This is a genomic window from Flavobacterium sp. W20_MBD1_R3, from assembly GCF_052119725.1.
Taxonomy (GTDB): domain Bacteria; phylum Bacteroidota; class Bacteroidia; order Flavobacteriales; family Flavobacteriaceae; genus Flavobacterium.
In genome coordinates, this window is sequence record NZ_JBGQOR010000001.1 from 623,253 (window position 1) to 643,991 (window position 20,739).

Annotated in this window: 14 protein-coding genes; 11 read left to right on the forward strand and 3 right to left on the reverse strand. The window is 33.1% G+C overall.

From position 1 onward, the window contains the following. Positions 1 to 271 precede the first annotated feature (271 nt). From truA to ACEN2F_RS02680, 10 genes are all read left to right on the forward strand, one after another. Positions 272 to 1,027 (forward strand): tRNA pseudouridine(38-40) synthase TruA, encoded by a 756-nt coding sequence (gene truA / locus ACEN2F_RS02635; protein ID WP_441735692.1) that lies wholly within the window; start codon positions 272 to 274, stop codon positions 1,025 to 1,027. A gap of 84 nt (positions 1,028 to 1,111) precedes the next feature. After that, positions 1,112 to 2,866 carry an ABC transporter ATP-binding protein gene (locus ACEN2F_RS02640; protein WP_441735933.1) on the forward strand — a complete coding sequence of 585 codons (1,755 nt, stop codon included), beginning with the start codon at positions 1,112 to 1,114 and terminating at the stop codon, positions 2,864 to 2,866. Positions 2,867 to 3,163: 297 nt separating this feature from the next. Further along, a complete protein-coding gene (gene lpdA / locus ACEN2F_RS02645; RefSeq protein WP_441735695.1) occupies positions 3,164 to 4,552 on the forward strand; it encodes a dihydrolipoyl dehydrogenase in 1,389 nt (462 codons plus the stop codon). A gap of 250 nt (positions 4,553 to 4,802) precedes the next feature. Continuing rightward, on the forward strand, positions 4,803 to 5,639 hold the full coding sequence (locus tag ACEN2F_RS02650; RefSeq protein ID WP_441735697.1) for a serine O-acetyltransferase: 837 nt from the start codon (positions 4,803 to 4,805) through the stop codon (positions 5,637 to 5,639). A 5-nt stretch (positions 5,640 to 5,644) separates the two neighbouring features. Next, positions 5,645 to 6,559, forward strand: a complete 915-nt coding sequence (gene cysK / locus ACEN2F_RS02655; RefSeq protein WP_441735699.1) for a cysteine synthase A — start codon at positions 5,645 to 5,647, stop codon at positions 6,557 to 6,559. Positions 6,560 to 7,448: 889 nt separating this feature from the next. Next, positions 7,449 to 8,729: a chloride channel protein gene (locus ACEN2F_RS02660; protein ID WP_441735701.1), complete on the forward strand. Its 1,281-nt coding sequence runs from the start codon at positions 7,449 to 7,451 to the stop codon at positions 8,727 to 8,729. 6 nt (positions 8,730 to 8,735) lie between these two features. Continuing rightward, positions 8,736 to 9,344, forward strand: a complete 609-nt coding sequence (locus tag ACEN2F_RS02665) for an HPP family protein (RefSeq protein WP_441735702.1) — start codon at positions 8,736 to 8,738, stop codon at positions 9,342 to 9,344. Positions 9,345 to 9,484: 140 nt separating this feature from the next. Continuing rightward, positions 9,485 to 10,024 (forward strand): IS1096 element passenger TnpR family protein, encoded by a 540-nt coding sequence (locus ACEN2F_RS02670; protein ID WP_441735705.1) that lies wholly within the window; start codon positions 9,485 to 9,487, stop codon positions 10,022 to 10,024. Positions 10,025 to 10,114: 90 nt separating this feature from the next. After that, positions 10,115 to 11,173 carry a nucleoid-associated protein gene (locus ACEN2F_RS02675; RefSeq protein ID WP_441735707.1) on the forward strand — a complete coding sequence of 353 codons (1,059 nt, stop codon included), beginning with the start codon at positions 10,115 to 10,117 and terminating at the stop codon, positions 11,171 to 11,173. Positions 11,174 to 11,326: 153 nt separating this feature from the next. Next, positions 11,327 to 13,696 carry a GAF domain-containing protein gene (locus ACEN2F_RS02680; protein WP_441735709.1) on the forward strand — a complete coding sequence of 790 codons (2,370 nt, stop codon included), beginning with the start codon at positions 11,327 to 11,329 and terminating at the stop codon, positions 13,694 to 13,696. Here ACEN2F_RS02680 and ACEN2F_RS02685 read toward each other — a convergent pair. Then, complete coding sequence (locus tag ACEN2F_RS02685; RefSeq protein WP_441735712.1) at positions 13,693 to 14,877, reverse strand: Pycsar system effector family protein; 1,185 nt, start codon at positions 14,875 to 14,877, stop codon at positions 13,693 to 13,695. The two genes, ACEN2F_RS02680 and ACEN2F_RS02685, sit on opposite strands and share 4 nt — an antisense overlap. Positions 14,878 to 14,902: 25 nt before the next feature. Here ACEN2F_RS02685 and ACEN2F_RS02690 point away from each other — a divergent pair, with 25 nt between their 5' ends. Next, positions 14,903 to 18,637, forward strand: coding sequence for a metallophosphoesterase (locus tag ACEN2F_RS02690; RefSeq protein WP_441735715.1), 3,735 nt, complete (start codon positions 14,903 to 14,905; stop codon positions 18,635 to 18,637). On the opposite strand, the gene ACEN2F_RS02695 is transcribed toward ACEN2F_RS02690, so the two are convergent. Both ACEN2F_RS02695 and ACEN2F_RS02700 read right to left on the reverse strand, forming a co-directional pair. After that, complete coding sequence (locus ACEN2F_RS02695; protein ID WP_441735717.1) at positions 18,620 to 19,495, reverse strand: hypothetical protein; 876 nt, start codon at positions 19,493 to 19,495, stop codon at positions 18,620 to 18,622. The genes ACEN2F_RS02690 and ACEN2F_RS02695 overlap by 18 nt on opposite strands. Before the next feature lie 80 nt (positions 19,496 to 19,575). Further along, positions 19,576 to 20,640 carry a hypothetical protein gene (locus ACEN2F_RS02700; RefSeq protein WP_441735719.1) on the reverse strand — a complete coding sequence of 355 codons (1,065 nt, stop codon included), beginning with the start codon at positions 20,638 to 20,640 and terminating at the stop codon, positions 19,576 to 19,578. Positions 20,641 to 20,739 lie beyond the last annotated feature (99 nt).

Sequence of the window (20,739 nt, forward strand, 5' to 3'; positions counted from 1 at the left end):
CGAAGTAATCTGGAGCAATTTCCAGCTATCCGTTGCAATCTTTATTGTTTTTAAATAAAAACAATAAAAGATTTTCACTTCAAATGTTTACATTCACTGAACTCCTATGAAAATAAAAGTTTAGTGAAGTAATCTGGGCTAGAATTTTATGGTAAAAATAAACATTCAAATTCCAAATAAAAAATCAAATCGAAAGTTAACAAACTTTGCACCTAAGCAACTTCGTGACAAAAAAATTAATAAGTATCTTTGTGGCTTCAAAAAAAATCACTTGAGATATTTTATCAAATTGGCATACAACGGAACTCGTTATCACGGCTGGCAATACCAACCCAATGCTGCTTCCGTCCAGGAAACAATGAACAAAGCGTTTTCGATGTTATTCAATACAAATATCAGTCTAATGGGAGCTGGTCGAACAGATACTGGCGTTCATGCTAAAGAGATGTATGCTCATTTTGATTTTGGAAATCCGTTTGATATCCCAAGTTTAGTACACAAACTCAACTCCTACTTGCCCAAAGATATTGTTATTTATAACATTATTCCGGTTCATGATGAGGCACATACTCGTTTTGATGCTACAAAAAGAACCTACGAATATCACATTAATATGTTCAAAGACGTTTTTTTGCAAGAGCAAAGTTGGTTTTTACATCAAAAATTAGATATTGATTTGATGAATGAAGCGGCACAATTACTATTCAATCACACGGATTTTCAGTGTTTTTCTAAGGTAAATACGGACGTAAACACTTTTGATTGTAAGATTTTTGAAGCTAAGTGGACACAAGACGAAAACGAACAAGAGAACAACCGCTTGATTTTTACTATTTCGGCCAATCGCTTTTTACGAAATATGGTGCGTGCGATCGTGGGTACATTAATCAATGTGGGATTGCACAAAATTACAGTCGTTGATTTTAACGCTATTATAGAAAGTAAAAACCGAGATAAAGCAGGTTTTTCGGTTCCGGCACATGGTTTATATTTAACCAAAATAGAATACGATTACATTACGCAATAGCCCTGATAGCAGTGAAAATCCTTTAATGTTTTTCTTTAAAAACATAAAAGATTGCAACGAATAGCAGGAACAGCTCCAAAAAATATGAAAGCAAAAGCATTTGATACTAGATTATTCAAACGAATATTAAAATTCACAAAACCCTATCAATGGCGTTTTAATGGCGTGATAGTTTTCGCCATTTCACTATCGGTATTTGCGGCATTGCGTCCGTATTTACTAAAACAAACCGTTGATGGTTACATTGCAACGCAAGACCAACAAGGATTGTTACTTTATGTAATCCTGATGGGAATTGTGCTTTTACTGGAGGTTTTTTCGCAATTTTACTTTGTATACTGGGCGAATTGGCTGGGTCAAGACATTGTAAAAGACATTCGTACCAAACTGTTTCAACATATTTTAAGTTTCCGAATGAAATATTTTGATCATGTTCCCGTGGGGCAACTTGTGACACGTTCGGTTTCGGATATTGAATCGATTGCCAGAATTTTCAGTCAGGGATTATTTATGATTATCAGTGACTTGATGAAAATGGTTGTGGTACTGGCTTTTATGTTTTACATGAACTGGAAACTGACCTGGATTGTAATTATCGCAATGCCAATTCTGGTTTATTTTACCCGAATTTTTCAGCGCAAAATGCAGGTGGCTTTTGAGGAAGTACGAAATCAAATCGCTAACATGAACTCTTTTGTTCAAGAACGCGTAACGGGAATGAAGATCGTACAGCTTTTTAATCGTGAAAAAATTGAATATGAAAAATTTAAAAATATCAATGACAAACATAAAAAAGCGTGGATAAAAACTATTTTATATAACTCCATCTTCTTCCCTATTGCTGATATTATTTCGTCTTTAACGCTTGGTTTCATTGTGTTGTATGGCGGAATCAAAATATTAAACGGAGATAATTTTACCACTTTTGGAGATTTATTTTCGTACACCATGTTTATTGGAATGTTGTTTAATCCATTGCGTCAAATTGCGGATAAATTCAATGAGATGCAATTGGGAATGATTGCGGCGAATCGTGTTTTTGATATTTTAGATACCGAAGATCAAATTCAGGATACCGGCATTATTGAAGCGCCAATTTTTAAGGGAGATATCGAATTTAAAAAAGTACATTTTGGATATATTCCAGACGAAGAAGTAATAAAAGGAATTGATTTAAAAGTTACAGCTGGTCAAACGATTGCAATTGTGGGCTCTACAGGTGCTGGAAAATCTACTATTATCAATTTACTGAATCGCTTTTATGAAATCAATAGCGGTTCTATATACATTGACAATCATAATATTGAGAATTACACATTAGACTCTTTGCGAAAACAAATTGCAGTTGTACTGCAAGATGTTTTTCTTTTTGCAGATACGATTTTCAATAATATTACTTTGAATAATCCAGAAATTAGTAGAGAACAAGTTTTGGCTGCAGCCAAAAATATTGGTGTACATGAATTCATCATGAGTTTACCTGATAATTATGATTTTGATGTAAAAGAACGTGGTGTTATGCTTTCTTCTGGCCAGCGACAATTAATTGCTTTCTTGAGAGCGTATGTAAGCAATCCAAGTATTTTAATTTTAGACGAAGCCACCTCATCGATTGATTCCTATTCCGAAGAATTGATTCAACGAGCAACAGAAACAATTACTAAAGGCAGAACTTCGATTGTGATTGCGCACCGTTTAGCAACGATTGTCAATGCAGATAAAATTGTAGTTATGGATAAAGGACTGATTGTAGAACAAGGAACGCATCAGGAATTAATCAATCGTGAAAGTGGGTATTACAAGAATTTGTATGATTCACAGTTTTCGGTGGCCAATTAAAGGTTGAGTCATTTAATACGTTATTTAGTGATCGGTAAAATTTTCTCAACGGAAGCAAAAATTTAATTAAAGAGTTTGAGAAGCGTGAATTTTTGAAAAAGTGTTAGTTTGCCACTTTATTTCTTTGAAACTTTCTCAAAACAGAATAAATCCTTAAATTCGCACAATAAAATAAATAGGTAAAATATACAAAACGAAATGAGTTTTTAGGAAATCATTTCACCAATAAAAAACTTTAAAATGACACGAGGCCTTGCCGACTGCATTTTGTACAAATAACAAATAAACAAGCACAAAATGAAATACGATATTATAGTTTTAGGAAGTGGTCCAGGCGGTTATGTTACAGCAATCAGAGCATCACAATTAGGCTTTAAAGTAGCCATAATAGAAAAAGAAAATTTAGGTGGAGTATGTTTGAACTGGGGTTGTATCCCAACAAAAGCTTTGCTAAAATCAGCTCAGGTTTTTGATTATTTGAAACACGCTTCTGATTATGGCTTGACTGTTTCTTCTTTTGACAAAGACTTTCCTGCTGTTGTACAGCGCAGTCGTTCAGTAGCTGACGGAATGAGCAAAGGAGTTCAATTCTTAATGAAAAAAAATAAAATTGATGTGATTGATGGCTTTGGTAAACTAAAACCAGGGAAGAAAATTGACGTTACCGATAAAGATAATAAAGTTACTGAATACAATGCAGATCACATTATTATTGCAACCGGAGCTCGTTCTCGTGAATTGCCAAACTTGCCTCAAGATGGTATAAAAGTAATTGGTTACAGACAAGCGATGACTTTACCAAAACAACCAAAATCAATGATCATCGTTGGTTCTGGAGCAATTGGAGTTGAATTTGCACACTTTTACAATTCCATGGGGACTGAAGTTACCATAGTAGAATTTATGCCAAATGTGGTTCCTGTTGAAGACGAAGACATCTCGAAACAAATGGAACGCTCTATGAAAAAAGCAGGCGTTAAAATAATGACTAATTCATCTGTTGAAAAAATTGATACAACAGGAGCTGGTGTGAAAGCATTTGTAAAAACAGCAAAAGGAGAAGAAGTTTTGGAAGCAGAGATCTTACTTTCGGCTGTTGGAATCAAAACTAACATTGAAAACATAGGATTAGAAGAAGTAGGGATCGCTACTGACAAAGATAAAATTTTAGTGAATGCTTACAACCAAACAAACATTCCGGGTTATTACGCCATTGGTGATGTTACACCAGGACAAGCATTAGCTCACGTAGCTTCTGCGGAAGGAATCAATTGTGTGGAGAAAATTGCAGGATTACATGTAGAGCCTATTGATTACGGAAACGTTCCTGGTTGTACGTATGCAACTCCAGAAATTGCATCTGTAGGCTTGACAGAAAAACAAGCTAAGGAAAAAGGATACGAATTAAAAATTGGTAAATTCCCGTTTTCAGCTTCAGGAAAAGCAAAAGCATCCGGAACTCCAGATGGTTTTGTAAAAGTTATATTTGATGCTAAATATGGAGAATGGTTAGGATGTCACATGATTGGAGCTGGAGTAACCGACATGATTGCAGAGGCAATTGTAGCGCGTAAACTAGAAACAACAGGTCATGAAATCCTAAAATCAATACATCCGCACCCAACCATGAGCGAAGCGGTTATGGAAGCGGTAGCTGATGCGTATGGTGAGGTAATCCATTTGTAAATAATCAACGTGTAGAGATTCAAGATAGTAGAGACGCACTGCAGTGCATCTCTACAGATAAAAAAATCCGATTTGTGAAAGCAGATCGGATTTTTTATTACATAGCAAACAAGATCATACCGATATGTTTTGTGGGAATTTAACATATTAACATTAATTTACAAAGCAGGGTTATGAATCTATTCATTTCTGGTTTATCTTTGTATTCCGAGTGTTTTACTCGTTTAATCGTGATTTTATTCCATCGTAAATGAATACTGAAACCAACCGTTTTTCTAATACACTGCATGAAAACCAAAGTAACAATTGGGTAAGAGCTATAGATTCATCTAAAATAATCAATTGGATTGATGATTTATTCAAAATATTATTTCCTGAAAAAGCTTTAGAAACCATCCAAATCGAATTGCTTCTGGACCAAAATAAAGCCACATTTATTGCTATTCTATCCGAAATTGTAAAAGATAAAACAGCCAATGAAATTCTGGATGACACAGAATCTTTTTACAACGTCCTTCCAGAATTATATATTTCGATGCAAAAAGATGCACAAGCCATATTAGATACCGATCCTGCCGCCGATTGTATTCAGGAAATAATCAATTCCTATCCGGGGTTTTTTGCCATTGAAGTCTATCGGATAGCGAATGCAATTGCTTCTCGAACGGCTTGCCTGCTGCCGCGAATTTTAACTGAATATGCGCACAGCAAAACAGGAATTGATATTCACCCAAGCGCCACCATTGACGTTCCATTTATGATTGATCACGGTACCGGAATTGTCATTGGCGAGACCACAATTATTGGAAAATATGTCAGTATCTATCAAGGAGTAACTTTGGGCGCATTGCAAGTCGAGAAAAACATGCAGGAAAAAAAACGTCATCCCACTGTAGAAGATCACGTTATTATTTATGCCAATGCTACTATTTTGGGAGGCAGTACCATCATAGGAAACCACAGTATAATAGGTGGAAATACGTTTATCACCAAAAGCATGAATCCGTATTCGTTTGTCATGCAATCCAACAAAAACACGGTTTTGAATCAACAGGAAATAAAAAATATTAATTTTTTCTCTATATAAATATTATGAAATACAACAACATACTTGAAACAATAGGTAACACACCACACGTAAGAATTAATCGTCTATTTGGCGCCAATCACAATGTATGGATCAAACTAGAACGTGCTAATCCAGGAGCCAGCATCAAGGACCGAATTGCACTTTCAATGATCGAAGATGCCGAAGCAAACGGATTATTAAAAGCAGGAGGTACTATAATTGAAGCAACTTCTGGAAACACAGGAATTGGTCTTGCGATGGTTGCTGCTGTAAAAGGTTACAAACTAGTACTAGTTATGCCAGAATCGATGTCTATAGAAAGACGCAGACTCATGAGCCTTTATGGCGCTGAATTTGTGTTGACACCACGTGAAAAGGGCATGAAAGGTGCATTAGAAAAAGCACAAGAATTAGTAGCCGAAATGCCAAATTCTTGGTCACCACTTCAATTTGAGAATCCAGCAAATATTGAAATTCACAAAACAGCCACTGCTCAGGAAATCATAAAAGCATTCCCTGACGGACTCGATTATATGATCACCGGTGTAGGAACTGGAGGTCACATCACTGGTTGTGCCGAAATATTGAAACAACATTTTCCTAATCTCAAAGTATTTGCCGTAGAGCCAGAAGCTTCAGCTGTAATTAGCGGTGGCGAACCAGGACCTCACCCTATTCAAGGAATTGGAGCGGGATTTATTCCAGCGAATCTAAACACTGATTTACTTGATGGAAGTATCCAGGTAAGTAAAGATGAGGCATTTGCTTACACGCAAAGAGCTGCTAAAGAAGAAGGAATGTTTATTGGAATATCTTCTGGAGCTTCGCTTGCTGCTGTTGCCAAAAAATTATCCGAAATTCCTGAAAACGCAACAGTACTGACTTTTTGTTATGATACTGGCGAACATTATTTGAGCATTGAAGGATTGTTTGTATAAATAAAAACACTTTTAAACCCGAAACCGATTTGTGAAAGCAGATCGGTTTTTTTTTTAGTGTTTACTTTTTAAGCTTAACATTTTAGCACTATTATTTTACAAAACACTTTATTTGGTACAGCAACAATGTCAAGTTGTGCGGTATCAAAAGAGTTCACTGAACTCCTATTAATAAGATTGTTAGGCGTATTTATTTCCTGAAAAAATCAAGCGTATTTTCAAAATTATTCTGTTAAATAGAATGTACTTTTAAAGAAGCTCCTCGAAATGAAAAAATTTCGCTAAAATTTGAATATTCAAGCTATCAGTGATTATCTTTCGAAGTTATAAAAATAACATTTGTAGCACCCTGAACCAGTACAGCGACACTTGTGATTATTAAAAAACAATAATGAGTATATTTCAAAAAAGAATTTTACTTTTCAAGTGAATAAACAAGACAATCTATGTTATAATATCTTGCACAAATTCATCATTATCGAGCTTATTCTAAAAAGCATAAATAAGTGGGTTAAGTTAAAAACAAAAAATTATCAATACTCTATTTTTTAAATCTAAAGTGTTTGAATTACGGTATTTCATTTTTGAAGTAGATGCTCTTCAAAAAACGAAAGATAATCTACGCGATCAACATATTAAATTAGAATACTTTCATTTTATGTAAACACCTGAAGATTTTTTGAAAGAGTACATGCTATCAAGAGTTTACCTTTCAAAATTTTATGAAAAATAAGATACTTTATACCAATAATGAATTAAAAAAATAACAGAATGATAAAAGAAAGTCCCACAATTGTTTTTCTTCTGACAATCCAATTTTGTTTCTTTAGCTTTGTAGAAAACAATTCTATTAATATTCTGCATAAATCAAAGATTTTAATTTCTTAAAATGAACGTTACGTCCCGAATTAAAAAAAATTATCACTTCATAAAATTTCGTAAATTAGTTATCGTCTCTGTTCTGATAGGGCTTCTCTCTGCTTTTTTAGGTATCATTTTAAAGAATATAACCGAATATTACGAAGAAATCTTTTTTCACAAAACAATTATAAATCCAATATTCTTGGTGTTTTTTCCAGTTTTCGGATTGTCAATTATTTATTTTCTACGAGAATATGTCTTCAAGAAAAAAGAAAATAAAGGTATAAAAGAAGTTTTTGAAAGTACCAATTCCATTTCAAATAATTTACCTAGCTATAAAATTCCCTCCCATTTTATTAATGGTTTCCTGACAGTAGTTTTTGGCGGTTCAACAGGAATAGAAGTTTCTACAGTTGTTGCATCAGCAACAATTGGTTCCGTTGCACAAAGGAAACAAAATGTATTTAGAAGATATAAAACAGAATTAATCTGTGCAGGAGTTGCTGCTGGAATCACTGCATTATTCAGTAGTCCCATCGCAGGAATTCTATTTTCTCTGGAAGTAATTTCAAAAAAAGTGACTAGAGCATTTTTATTGACAAACCTAATCGCTGTTTCAATTGCTTTTGGACTCCTTACTTTATTGGATGAAAAGCCTTTATTTACGGTACAAATTGCCACTTGGCACATAAAGGCAATTCCATATTTCATCCTTTTAGGAGTTCTTGCGGCACTAAATTCAATTTATTTGACACGCTGTGTGTTATTTTTCAAAGAACAATTTTCAAAAATAAAAACAACTTATTTTAAAATCATTATCGGATCTGTAATTTTAAGTATTTCACTTTTTGTATTTCCACAGCTTTATGGCGACGGATACCACGCCATAAAATCAATTTTTATTAATCCAAACGAACTACTGTTTTCCTTTGCACTAGTTTTAACTTTTGTTGGAATTCTAATTTTAAAACCTATTGTTACCTCTGTTACACTAGCCTCAGGAGGAGACGGAGGTGTTTTTGCACCCAGTCTGTTTACTGGTGCTTTTTTGGGATTATTAGTTGCAGTACTCTTAAATAAGTATTTGGATGCTGCTGTAATTCCTATCAACTTTATGATACTAGGAATGGCCGCCGTTTTGAGTGCTAGTATTCATGCGCCATTTACTGCGCTTTTTTTAGTATGTGGTTTAACCAATGATTACAACTTATTCCTCCCGATTTTAGGAGTTTGTCTACTTTCAAAATATACTGCTAAAATGATTTATCCATTTACAGTTTATTCTTATTCACCTAGTTTTATAAAATAATTTTCGATGACAACTCAAAAAATAAAAAGAAATTATCGGAAAACTAAATACATTCTGTACAAAGAAACTTTAGTTGATTTCCAAGAACATTTTTGGGCTTTCTTAGGCTCTTTTATTGGCATTGGAATAATTGCTTATTTACAATCTCAAACGCTTCCGCAGTCTGACGTGGTATTTCTAATAGGATCCTTTGGCGCATCTAGTGTGTTAGTTTACGGGGTCATTCAAAGTCCATTGGCTCAACCCAGAAATCTTATTGGAGGGCATTTGATTTCTGCCATTATTGGGGTTACAATATATAAAACATTTCCCGAAATACTGTGGATTACTGCACCTCTAGCCGTTTCACTGTCAATTGTATTGATGCAAATTACCAAAACACTGCATCCGCCAGGAGGAGCGACTGCTTTGATTGCAATTGCTGGCTCAGAAAAGATTAAAAACTTGGGTTACTGGTATGTCCTATATCCCGTCCTAGGCGGTGTGCTCATTTTGCTTTCTGTTGCTTTAGTTTTTAATAACATTTCCCACAGCAGACAATATCCGAATCATAAAAAATACCACGAATTTCGAAAAAAAGTTGTTACCTATTTTGCAAACAAAACAGAAGAGTAAAATAACCCGCCACCACAGAATATTTTATAACTGAGATTCTTCCAAAATCGATACGTAAAAATCTTATCAACAAATCGAAAATCTAAAATCTAAATCTAAAATTATATTTTACCTTTGGTCTTTCAATCAAAACAACGATTATGGTTTATAAATTTAGAGTAATTCTAGATGCAGAAGAAGATATTTTTAGAGACATTGCAATACTTGAAGACGATACTTTAGAAGATTTACACAATGCTATTTTCAATTCCTTTGGTTTTGACGGCATGGAAGTGGCTTCTTTTTATACTTGCGATGAAACTTGGAACCAAGAAGAAGAAATATCACTATTTGATACTGGTGATGTTCTTGGCGAACAAAAAATCATGAGTGATTACCAATTATCAGCAATATTAGATAAGGAAAACACCAAAATTCTATACGTTTATGATTTCATTAATATGTGGACTTTCCTTGTTGAACTTGCTGCTGTGGAAGATCAAGTCTTGGGTAATTTATATCCAGAGACCATTTTTTCTCACGGAGAAATGCCAGATGAAGCGATGGAAAAAAACTTCGAATCCGAGAATGCCGATGACTACAATAACGAATTTGAAGATGGTTTGGACGAAGATGATCTAGATATGTTTGAAGGAGATGACAGTTTTGAAGATTATGGATTTGAGGAAAATTGGAATTAAAAAGTTAGACGATTAAAAATCAAGAGCCAAGATAAAAAGACCTTATTTACTATCTTTCATCTTAGTCCTTTTATCTAAAAAAAATAAAAAATGATCAACTTATATAACACACACATCGAAAATTTATCCATTCATAGGGTTGGAAATAAAAGTAGAAATGAAGCTCTTTTTTTATCTGAACAGCCTTTTAATCTGAATGATGAGATTGTACCTTTGATGAAAGAATTTTTCTTTAAACCTTTTAGAGAAAAAGAAGAAAACTATTTTCAGTTTGCCCATGAAATTGACTTAGATTACAATGATATGTTCAAGTTTGCAACTGAAATTTTTGATAATCCCACCAGCATTCATGACGTTTCTAAAAAAATAACAACACACTTATTTGAGCAATCCAATCATCCACATATCAAAAATGGTGAGGTATATGTTACTTATTTAACCAATGTTAGCATTGATAATAATGTAGTAGATGCAATTGGGATTTTCAAAAGTGAGATTCAAGCTGATTTTTTGCAATTTGAAGAAAAAGCAACACATTTAGAAATGATTTTACAACAAGGCGTTAGTTTGAATAAGCTGGATAAAGGTTGCATCATTTTTAATTATAAAAAAGAAGAAGGTTACAAAATACTTACAGTTGACAGTAATCGTTATGATGCCAGATATTGGTTAGAATATTTTCTATCTGTTGATGCGTTTGAGGATGAAAATTTTATCACTAAAAAATATCTAAAATTCTGTCAAAATTTTGCAAAAGATGTTGTTTTTCCTGCAGAAGACAAGAAAGAAGAAGTGATGTTCATGAATCGTTCCGTGAACTATTTTGCCAAAAATGATCAATTTGAAGAAACAAATTTCTTGAACGAAGTTTTAGATAATCCAGATTTAATTCCAGAATTTAAGAATTACAAAATTGACAAAGGAGAAAAATACAGCATTGAGGACGTAACTTCGTTTCCTATAGCAAATGCAGCGGTTTCCGATGCTCGTAAATCTATAAAAAATGTTATTAATTTAGATACACGAATCCAAATCAAAATGGATTTTATCAATCCTGAAAGTGCGGAGAAATTTGTAGAAAAAGGATGGGATGAAGAAAAACAAATGTATTATTACTTAGTTTATTTTAATAAAGAAGAAAAAAGTTAGCGTTGCGCTTTCGTCGCAATTTAGATATATAGTTTTTATAAATACAATCTCCAAGTACACTTTTGTAATTGGAGATTTTTTTTTAAATAAACTGCTAAACCGACCTCTAAATTTTGGTTTATTTGTAAATTTACACTTCCAAATTATCAACAAATGACGTCTAATTTTTTCAAAGAAAGTCCGTTCAAAACACTGATTTCATTCCACAAGCTTATTGAGTCTTTAGAAGAAATAGCGGTTACTAATATAGATTATCGTGCAAATTATGCTAAAGCATTACTTAAAGAAATTGAACCTTTTCCTGAATTTAGAACTGGTATAGAAAATTTAGATCTTATTTCTGAAAACGAGACTTTGATCCAATATTTGCTGGCGGATTTATTCCCAACTGCTTTAACAAATAATGAAATCAAGGCCGTTACCATTCCGTTTCAAAATTTTACTTTTAATTACACAAAGCGCTTCAAAAAAATAGTCAATGAAGCAGGTATTATGTTTGACATGGCAATACGGGATTTTGATGAACATCAGTTTTACGTCATGAGTTGTACGCTCATTTTGAATGCGTTCTATGGTCAAAAAATTGATTTTACTAATCCTCTATTTTATGATATTCCAAATAAAAATGGAATCATGAATCAATATCGCATTTTGTATAATGCTGATTTTATTGAAATTATAGCAACTGATAAAGCGCCAGCTCTAACGCAAGAGGACATCGATTTATTAATGGATAATTATGATGACCTTGCTTTGTGGAAAGAAAAATTTCCAATTGAGAGTTGGATTCTAAAAGGTTTTGGTATTGCAATTTTGTTTGACGCTACTACAGAAAGTTCCATCTCCAGATTAAAAAGTAATCTCTTGAAGCCGGAAAAAGAACAAATAACTTCACAAGAAAATTCCGAATCTATTTTTCGATCTATTTTTAAAATAGCCGATTTACGAGTTGGTATCATTATTTACAACGCAGAAGAGGATAAATTTGTAAAACCTAGCTTGAATGACAATAGTCTTACCAGTTTTATACTGTCTGCAGAAAAAGAAGTAGCCTGCAAAAATGTGTTGTTAGGTTGTTCTTTTGAAAATTTATTGGAAAATAAAAAGGCAATAACCATTTCTAATGTGAAGAAATTTGCAAGTGAAGCTGGAAACGAAATATTAGGCAATCATCTATTACAACAAAATATACAGAGTTGTATTTTTGCTCCAATTATAAAAAACGGGCTGCTTTTAGGAGTTGTAGAACTCGTTTCTGCAAATGCACGCGAACTTAATAGCATTAATGCGCTCAAATTAGATTTAATTTTACCCTACTTGATAGACACCGCAGAACGGTACAATACGGATAAAAAAAATCAAGTCGAAGCGATCATTCAACGAGAATATACTGCAATTCATAGCAGTGTATATTGGAAATTCCGAAAAGAAGCGCTAAAATATTTAGAAACTTCCAATGAAAATGGTGATTATATTTTTAAAGAAATTGTGTTCAAAGATATTTATCCGCTGTATGGCCAAATTGACATAAAAGGTTCTTCCAATCACAGAAACGAAACGGTAAAAGAAGATTTAAAAAACCAAATAAATGCGCTTATTTATATTTTTGAAAATCAAAAGTTAAAGACCAATTTAGTTTTACTGGAACAACGAAAATTTGAATTGCAATCCCTTTATAAGGAACTAGAAACTCCATTGAAGGCTGATACGGAACAACAAATGCAACTTTATATTACAAATGAAATTCATCCAATTTTAAGAAATACCACAACCGACTCAGCCGGAGCGATTTTAGAAAAAAATTATTTTGAAAGTCTGGATGAAAAAACAGGAATGTTTTACCAGTCAAGAAAGAAATTTGACAACGCAATGTCGATTATAAATAAGACGTTAGCAACTGTATTAGACAAAAAACAGGCTGAAGCGCAAAATATTTTTCCTCATTATTACGAACGTTTCAAAACGGATGGTGTAGAACATAATCTTTATATTGGTGCTTCTATTGCACCAAACAAAGACTTTGATTTGCTATACCTTTATAATTTAAGATTATGGCAACTACAAACGTTATGCGAAATGGAATTAGAACACCATCAACTCAAGCATTCATTGCCGTATGAACTCGATGTAACCTCGTTGATATTAGTTTTCAGTTCTCCTATTTCCATCCGATTCAGGATGGATGAAAAACGTTTTGATGTGGACGGAACATACAATGCACGTTATGAAGTTGTTAAAAAACGTATCGATAAAGCCAATATCAAAGGGACCAAAGAGCGAATTACCGAGAAAGAAAAAATTACAATTGTTTACTCGCACAATAATGAAGAAACTGAATATTTAAAGTACATAACGTTTTTACAATTCAAAAACATTTTGGAACCCACTATAGAAAAGTTTGAAGTCGAGGAATTACAAGGAGTTTCCGGTTTACGAGCAATCAGAGTAAAAGTGAGCAATACGAATGTGGAGCAACATCAAAAGAAATACTCTTACCAAGACTTATTGAAAGAATTGAATTAAGAACCAGCCATTTTAAAAGCTATAACAAAAGCTATTACTGAAATAATGATTCCTATCATAAAAAAATTGTAGGCAACTCGCAACAAGCGGTATTTTTTTTCGAGAACTACACCCAGAAAATATAAATCCTTAATCATAGAATTATACAAGTATTTTTTATCTTTCATCATTTCATTCATAGCCCATTGGTACTCGTTTAAAGGCATTTTATAAAAATTTCCAAAGAAAAGCAAATTAACTTTTTGGTCTTCAATGTCCTGTCTGGTAAAGATTCCCTTTGTTACCTTAGGACGTGTGGAAAGTATTGCAAAAACAATAGTTATCACGCTGGATACTAACATGATAAAAGTAGGAATTACTAAATGTGCGTTGCTGGGACTATCTAATTTTGGAATTAGCGTAGAAAGTGCAATTGAAATTATAATGGCATTTACCGAAAGTAAAATATTTGCTTTACTATCAGCAATACCACTCAAAGTAGTATGGTTATTGAGCGTTACCCGGAATAAAGTATCAATAGCACGCTCCGGTTTTTCTCTCTTTTCTCTTTTTTTTAATTTTTTATCAAAATCTTGATTGGCAATAATTTCCATTTTATTTTTTTTCTTCTGAAGCTTTAATATGTTTATCTCTTTTAGTGGTTGCCAATTTTTTAGCGCAAAGTCAGTGTAATAATGATGCTTGTTTTCTAAAAAATCTAGGTTTTCATGAGCCCACTCAGTATCAGAATACGTTTTTCGATCTTCATTTTGCCATTCTAATCGTAATGCGTTGCAGGTAATTGCATATTGATCCGAGGAAAGGTGGCAATAATCTGCATCTTTGATTATTTTTTCTAAAAGTGTTACGGGAATATATCCATCAATGGTTGAGCGAATTAAACCTGACACCTTTGCTAAATAATCCGCAGACTTTTCTTTTTCTTTCAAAAAATCAGTTACAATAAGCACACTGTTTTCCTCATGATTGTCACAACCGGTTATAAATCCGGTATCGTGAAACCAAGCTGCAAGGAGTACAATTTCTTTATCAGATGGATCTAAATTTTCAGCTGCAATCAGCGTATTAACAGCTGCAACTACATCAATTGTATGGTTTAGATTATGATAGGTATATAAAGAAGAAAGTTTATCTTTGAACAATTTTTCAACAAATTCTTTGGCTTGTTCTATTACATTCATGGACATGTTTTTATACGACAAAATTATGAAATTATTTTTGGTTAACTGTTTAATTCCTTTTAATAAAGCAGGATATATAGTATTACTCAGCGTATTGATTTTTCAATCGTGTGCTACACATCATGCGCAATTTGGAGAAAACGTCAAAAATCCTATAGCCCAAAATACTACCGATAGCTCAAAAATTAGTCATACTTTTTATTTAATTGGAGATGCTGGAAATGCTACTGAAAAAAAAGCACAACAAACCCTTGGTTTAGTAGAAAATCGATTAAAAATTGCAGCTAAAAATTCGACTCTTTTATTTCTTGGTGACAATATATATCCAAAAGGATTTCCTGATACCGACAAGCAAAACGAACGTGCAGTTGCCGAAAGTAAATTGACAAACCAGCTAAAACTATCTAAGAACTTCAAAGGAAAGACTATTTTTATTCCTGGAAACCACGATTGGTACAGCGGAATAAAAGGCTTAGAACGGGAGGCAAAATTTATAACTGAATATCTTGATGACAAAAAATCTTTTTTACCCAAAAAAAGCTGTGGTATTGATGACTTGGATATTAATAAGGACATAACGCTAATAACCATTGACAGTCAATGGTTTCTTGAAGATTGGGATAAGATTGCAACCATAAATGATGATTGTACCATCAAAACCAGAGAAGCTTTCTTTATTGAATTAGAAAGTATTCTTAATAAAAACCAAGATAAAACAATTATACTTGCAATTCATCATCCCTTGATGACCAATGGATCTCATGGTGGTCAGTTTTCATTAGAAAAACAACTTTTTCCATTAGAAAAAAAAATACCGCTTCCGGTTATAGGATCTTTAGTCAATCTAATCCGAAAAACTTCTGGAATTAGTCCTCAAGATCTTCAAAACAAGCAATATACACAATTTAGCAAAAGGGTAAAAACGCTTTTGCAAGGTCTGGATAACGTTATTGTAGTTTCTGGTCACGATCATAATTTACAATACCTCTCGAAAGATAATATTAAGCAAATTATCAGTGGGGCTGGATCTAAATCTGCTGCAGCGAAAGCCGTTTTTCCAAATGACTTTTCTTATGGTCGAAACGGATATGCCGCTTTATCCATTTATGGAAATAGAACCGCAAAAATTTCATTTTATGGAGTTGAAGACAACCAAGAAAAACTACTTTTTGAGCAAATGGTATTGGAGAAAAAAACAGATTATTACACCAAAATTTTTCCTGCTTCATTTCCTGTGACTGTACCGGCAACAATTTACTCAGCACAAGAAACTAAAAAAAGCGGATTCTATAAATTTCTTTTTGGAAAACATTACAGAAACTATTACAGTTTACCTGTAGAAGTAAAAACCACAACGATTGACACCCTTTTTGGCGGATTAAAACCCAAACGTGCAGGTGGCGGACATCAATCAAAATCGTTACACCTTATTGGCAAAAACGGGAAAGAATACGTCATGCGAGCCTTAAAAAAAAGTGCGTCCCGATTCCTGCAATCCGTAGCATTTAAAGATCAGTTTATAGCCAAAGAGTTTGAGGACACTTATGCTGAAAATTTTCTTTTTGATTTTTACACTACAGCCCATCCGTACTTGCCATTTACAATTGGCAATTTAGCGCAGGAAATTGGCGTTTCTCATACCAATCCTATTTTATATTATATCCCTAAACACGCGGCACTGAACGATTTTAATACTGAATTTGGTGATGAACTGTATATGATTGAAGAGCGCCCAACTGATAGCCAAATTGATGTAAAGAGTTTTGGAAATCCGATATCAATAAGCAATACAGAAGATGTGATGAAGAATCTTCACAAAGATGAAAAATATAGCATTGATGAAAATGAGTATATTAAAGCAAGGATATTAGACATGCTTATTGGGGATTGGGACAGGCATGAAGATCAATGGCGCTGGGGCGAATACAAGGAGGATGGAAAAATAATTTATAAACCCATTCCTCGAGACAGGGATCAAGTGTTTACAAAATACGATGGCGCTTTACTTTCAATTTTGATGAATATGCCGATACTGCGTCACATGCAAACGTTTAAAAGTGATATTAAAAATGTAAAATGGCTAAACCGAGAAGCCTACCCTTTAGACCTCGCCTTCTTAAAGACTTCTGATGAAAAAGCATGGATAGCTCAAGCAAAATATATTCAGGAAAACCTTTCAGATGCGGCAATTGATGCTGCTTTTGATGATTTACCTGCCGCAATTCAAGATGAAACAGTTGAAGAAATTAAACGCAATTTAAAACTTCGAAAAAAACAACTACAACGATATGCAACTGATTATTACAAGGTGTTACAAGAAACTGTTTTAATTGTAGGGACTGACAAAAAAGATAAATTTATCATACATAAAAAGGCAGAAAAAAGAATAGAAATTGAAGTATATCGTATCAAAAAAGATGGCGATGAATTACTTTACACTAAAAACTTTACGGCTGGAAAAACAAAAAATATTTGGATTTATGGTTTGGATGATAATGATATTTTTGAAGAAAAAGGGACAGCCACATCAGCCATAAATATCCGATTGATAGGAGGACAAAATGCCGATTTTTACGCGATCGAAAATGGGGAGAAAATTAAAATCCATGATTTCAAATCAAAAAAGAATACCTTCGAGGTAGATCAAAAAACCAAAATTATTCTTTCAGACGACTACGAAACGAGTCTTTATGATTATAAAAAGCCAAAATATAATGTTTTTTCAGGGCTGCCAAATATTGGTTATAATCCTGATGATGGAGTCAAAATGGGCTTAATTGCAAACTATACCGTGTATAATTTCAATCAAAATCCTTATACACACAGACATGTTTTAAAAGCCAATTACTATTTTGCCACAAGCGGTTTTGAACTGGTTTACAATGGCCGTTTTCCTAAATTATTTGGCAAATGGGACCTAGATTTAGAAAGCCGATTTACAAGTCCTAATTTTACAATTAATTATTTTGGTTATGGTAATGAAACTGTGAATAATGACGATACTTTCGGGATGAATTACAATCGTGTCCGTATTGAAATGCTCAAAGTTTTACCATCAATCAAAAGAGTAGGAAAACATGGTAGCGAAATAAATTTTCAAACTATTTTTGAAAGAATTAGCGTAGAAAAAACAAGTAATCGCTTGGTAGCCGTTTCCGAAATTATACTTCCAGCAGTTTTTGATACTCAACAATTTGCAGGAGCCACTTTAAAATATAGTTTTGAGAATTATGATATTCCGTCATTTCCATCGATGGGAATGGGATTTTCAATAGCGGGAACTTGGAAAATGAACTTGAATGATAGCCGTCGGAATTTTCCAGCAATAGAAAGTAAGATAAATTTTGACCATAAAATTGATGCCAAAGGAAAAGTAGTTTTGGCCACGATTTTGAAAGCAAAAATGCTATTAAATAATAATTTTGATTTTTACCAAGGAGCCATTTTAGGCGGTAATTATGATTTAAGAGGATTTAGAAACGAACGTTTCTTAGGGAATAAGTCTTTTTATCAAAGTAGTGATTTACGTTGGAACATCGGAAAAATAAAAAAAACAATCATTCCAATGTCTTATGGAATTTTAGGTGGTTTTGATTATGGTAGAGTGTGGCAAAAAGGGGAAAATTCAGAGAAATGGCATCAATCTTTTGGTGGTGGATTGTGGCTGAATGGACTGAATGTAATTACAGCTAGAATCACTTATTTTAAGAGTGCTGGTGAAGAAGCGCGAATTGTTTTTGGTTTAGGTTTTGGATTTTAATTTAGTAATGCTAACGGTATATACATTTCCTCCAATCTTTTTTGTTCGTTCATCAGCAATCAGTAAGGTATCGTCATCGCTAAAGGAAACCGATTCTTTTTGGGAAAAATGATTTAATTCGAGGATTGTTTTTTTTCCATTTAAAAAATTATCGTCGGTATAGTTTTCCAATAAAAAAATCTTATCATGCGTTAACAGAACAACTTTTGTCTCATCGGGACTAATTGCTGCGCCTGTAATTGCACACTGATTGTAGTTGCCGCAAGTATTGAATTCACCCATTAAAATGGCTTGATGAAAACCCGGTATATTAGGAATTTTATACAAGAATGCAGAACCGTCAAATCCTTTGCTTCTGTTTTTTGTAAAAAGATAAAAATTATCTTTAAACTCAAAAAAAGCTTCTACATCATAAAACAATTCCTTTTTTTTTGATGGAAAATCTTTTTGTTCTGGGTACGCAAATGAAATTTTATATGCTGGAACGATACGCTCCGATGATATTGACTTTTTATCAATTTTATAAATACTCAGATCTTTTCTTGAATTGTCATTATTACCAAAATCTCCTATATACAGATTACCCTTTTTATCTTTTGTCAGGTCTTCCCAATCCGTATTTATAGTATTTTCGATAGTACTTTTATATTCAATTTCACCTTTGGAATTCATCCCATAAATCATATTGGCGTTACCTTTATCTTCTAAAATCCAAAGCAAATTAGTTTCCGCGGAATAACTGATACCAGAAACTTCTTTTAACTTTTTTGGAAAAGAATAAAGTGTAGTCAAAGTTTGAGTATTTTGTTGGCAAGCCAATAAAAGGAAAACAGATAAGAAATAACTAAATTTTTTCATTTTTGATACATTAAATATTCCCGAAGAAAGTTTATTTTATAAAATCATCACACTTTGAATCCAGAAGAAAACTCCTTTAATTATAATTTATTTTTGAATAAAGTGCTGGTTTTGAAATTTCTAGTGATAAAAAGAAAAGCAGAACTCATTATACCGCCCATTGATTTTGCATTTTTGAAATTCAAATCGTTAGTATATCTATAAAGTTCCATCCGAAGTTGTTCAATATGCGCCGCTGGGGCAATTACATCTTCCCGCATAATTTTTAATAATCTTTTGATCCTATTTTCGGCGCTTAGGATTCGTTTAGCTAAAACGGCTCTTTCTTCATCCTTATATTGCTCAATAGAACTGTTTTGAAGTTTTTCTTTAACTAATTTTACCATTGGGTAATTTTCTTTAAAAAACTGAGGTCGGTATACCTTAAAATTCCCTTCATAACATTGTTGATCAAAATCTATTGCACGTATTTTATAAACCACTTGATCAAAATCATGAGTGGGCACAATCACATAATTATAGGAACGCATATCGCCTAATAACCGGATCATGCAGCGCTCGTTGAATTTGACAAATTCTTTTGCTATTTGTGCTTTTTCGGTTTCACTACAATCGATGAGCAGTGTTTTCATAAACACATCACCAGGAATTCCCATAATATGCTCTTCGATGAGTGTATCTCCAAACACTAAAAAATTTATTTTATCTGGGGAAAGAATATGTTCTAATTCCAATCCGTAGATTCGGGAAGCATCCGCTTTTTTTATGTAAAAATGGGTGTAATTATCATTAAGTATATTTCTGACTTTTATTCTAAAAGGTTTCGAATTTCCAAAAGTGCAATAGTCAATGGAATCAACATTCAAAAATTTAATAATTCCCAGATTTCCATCAGAATGCAGCAACGAGTAGATTTTTTTTAGATTCAAATCAATTTCTTCTCTCTCGTATTCATTGTAGTACACCCGTATCCATAACGTATCTTGCTCGTTCTTATCATAAACCGTTATTGATCCGGAAAAACGCAATAAGTCATCATAAAAAATAGAAACTTTAGACAAGCGATCAAAACGTACCAAGTATTCTAAAAGCAATTTGTTTACTGGATAGGATGGTTTTTTAAAAAGCATTACTGGCTCACTCATTGGAAAAAATTTTATGCAAAATTACAATAAAAATCAAGCGTGGGCTGTGATTAATTGTCAAAAGAATATTGTAGTAAAATGAAAACATTTTATAAAAAG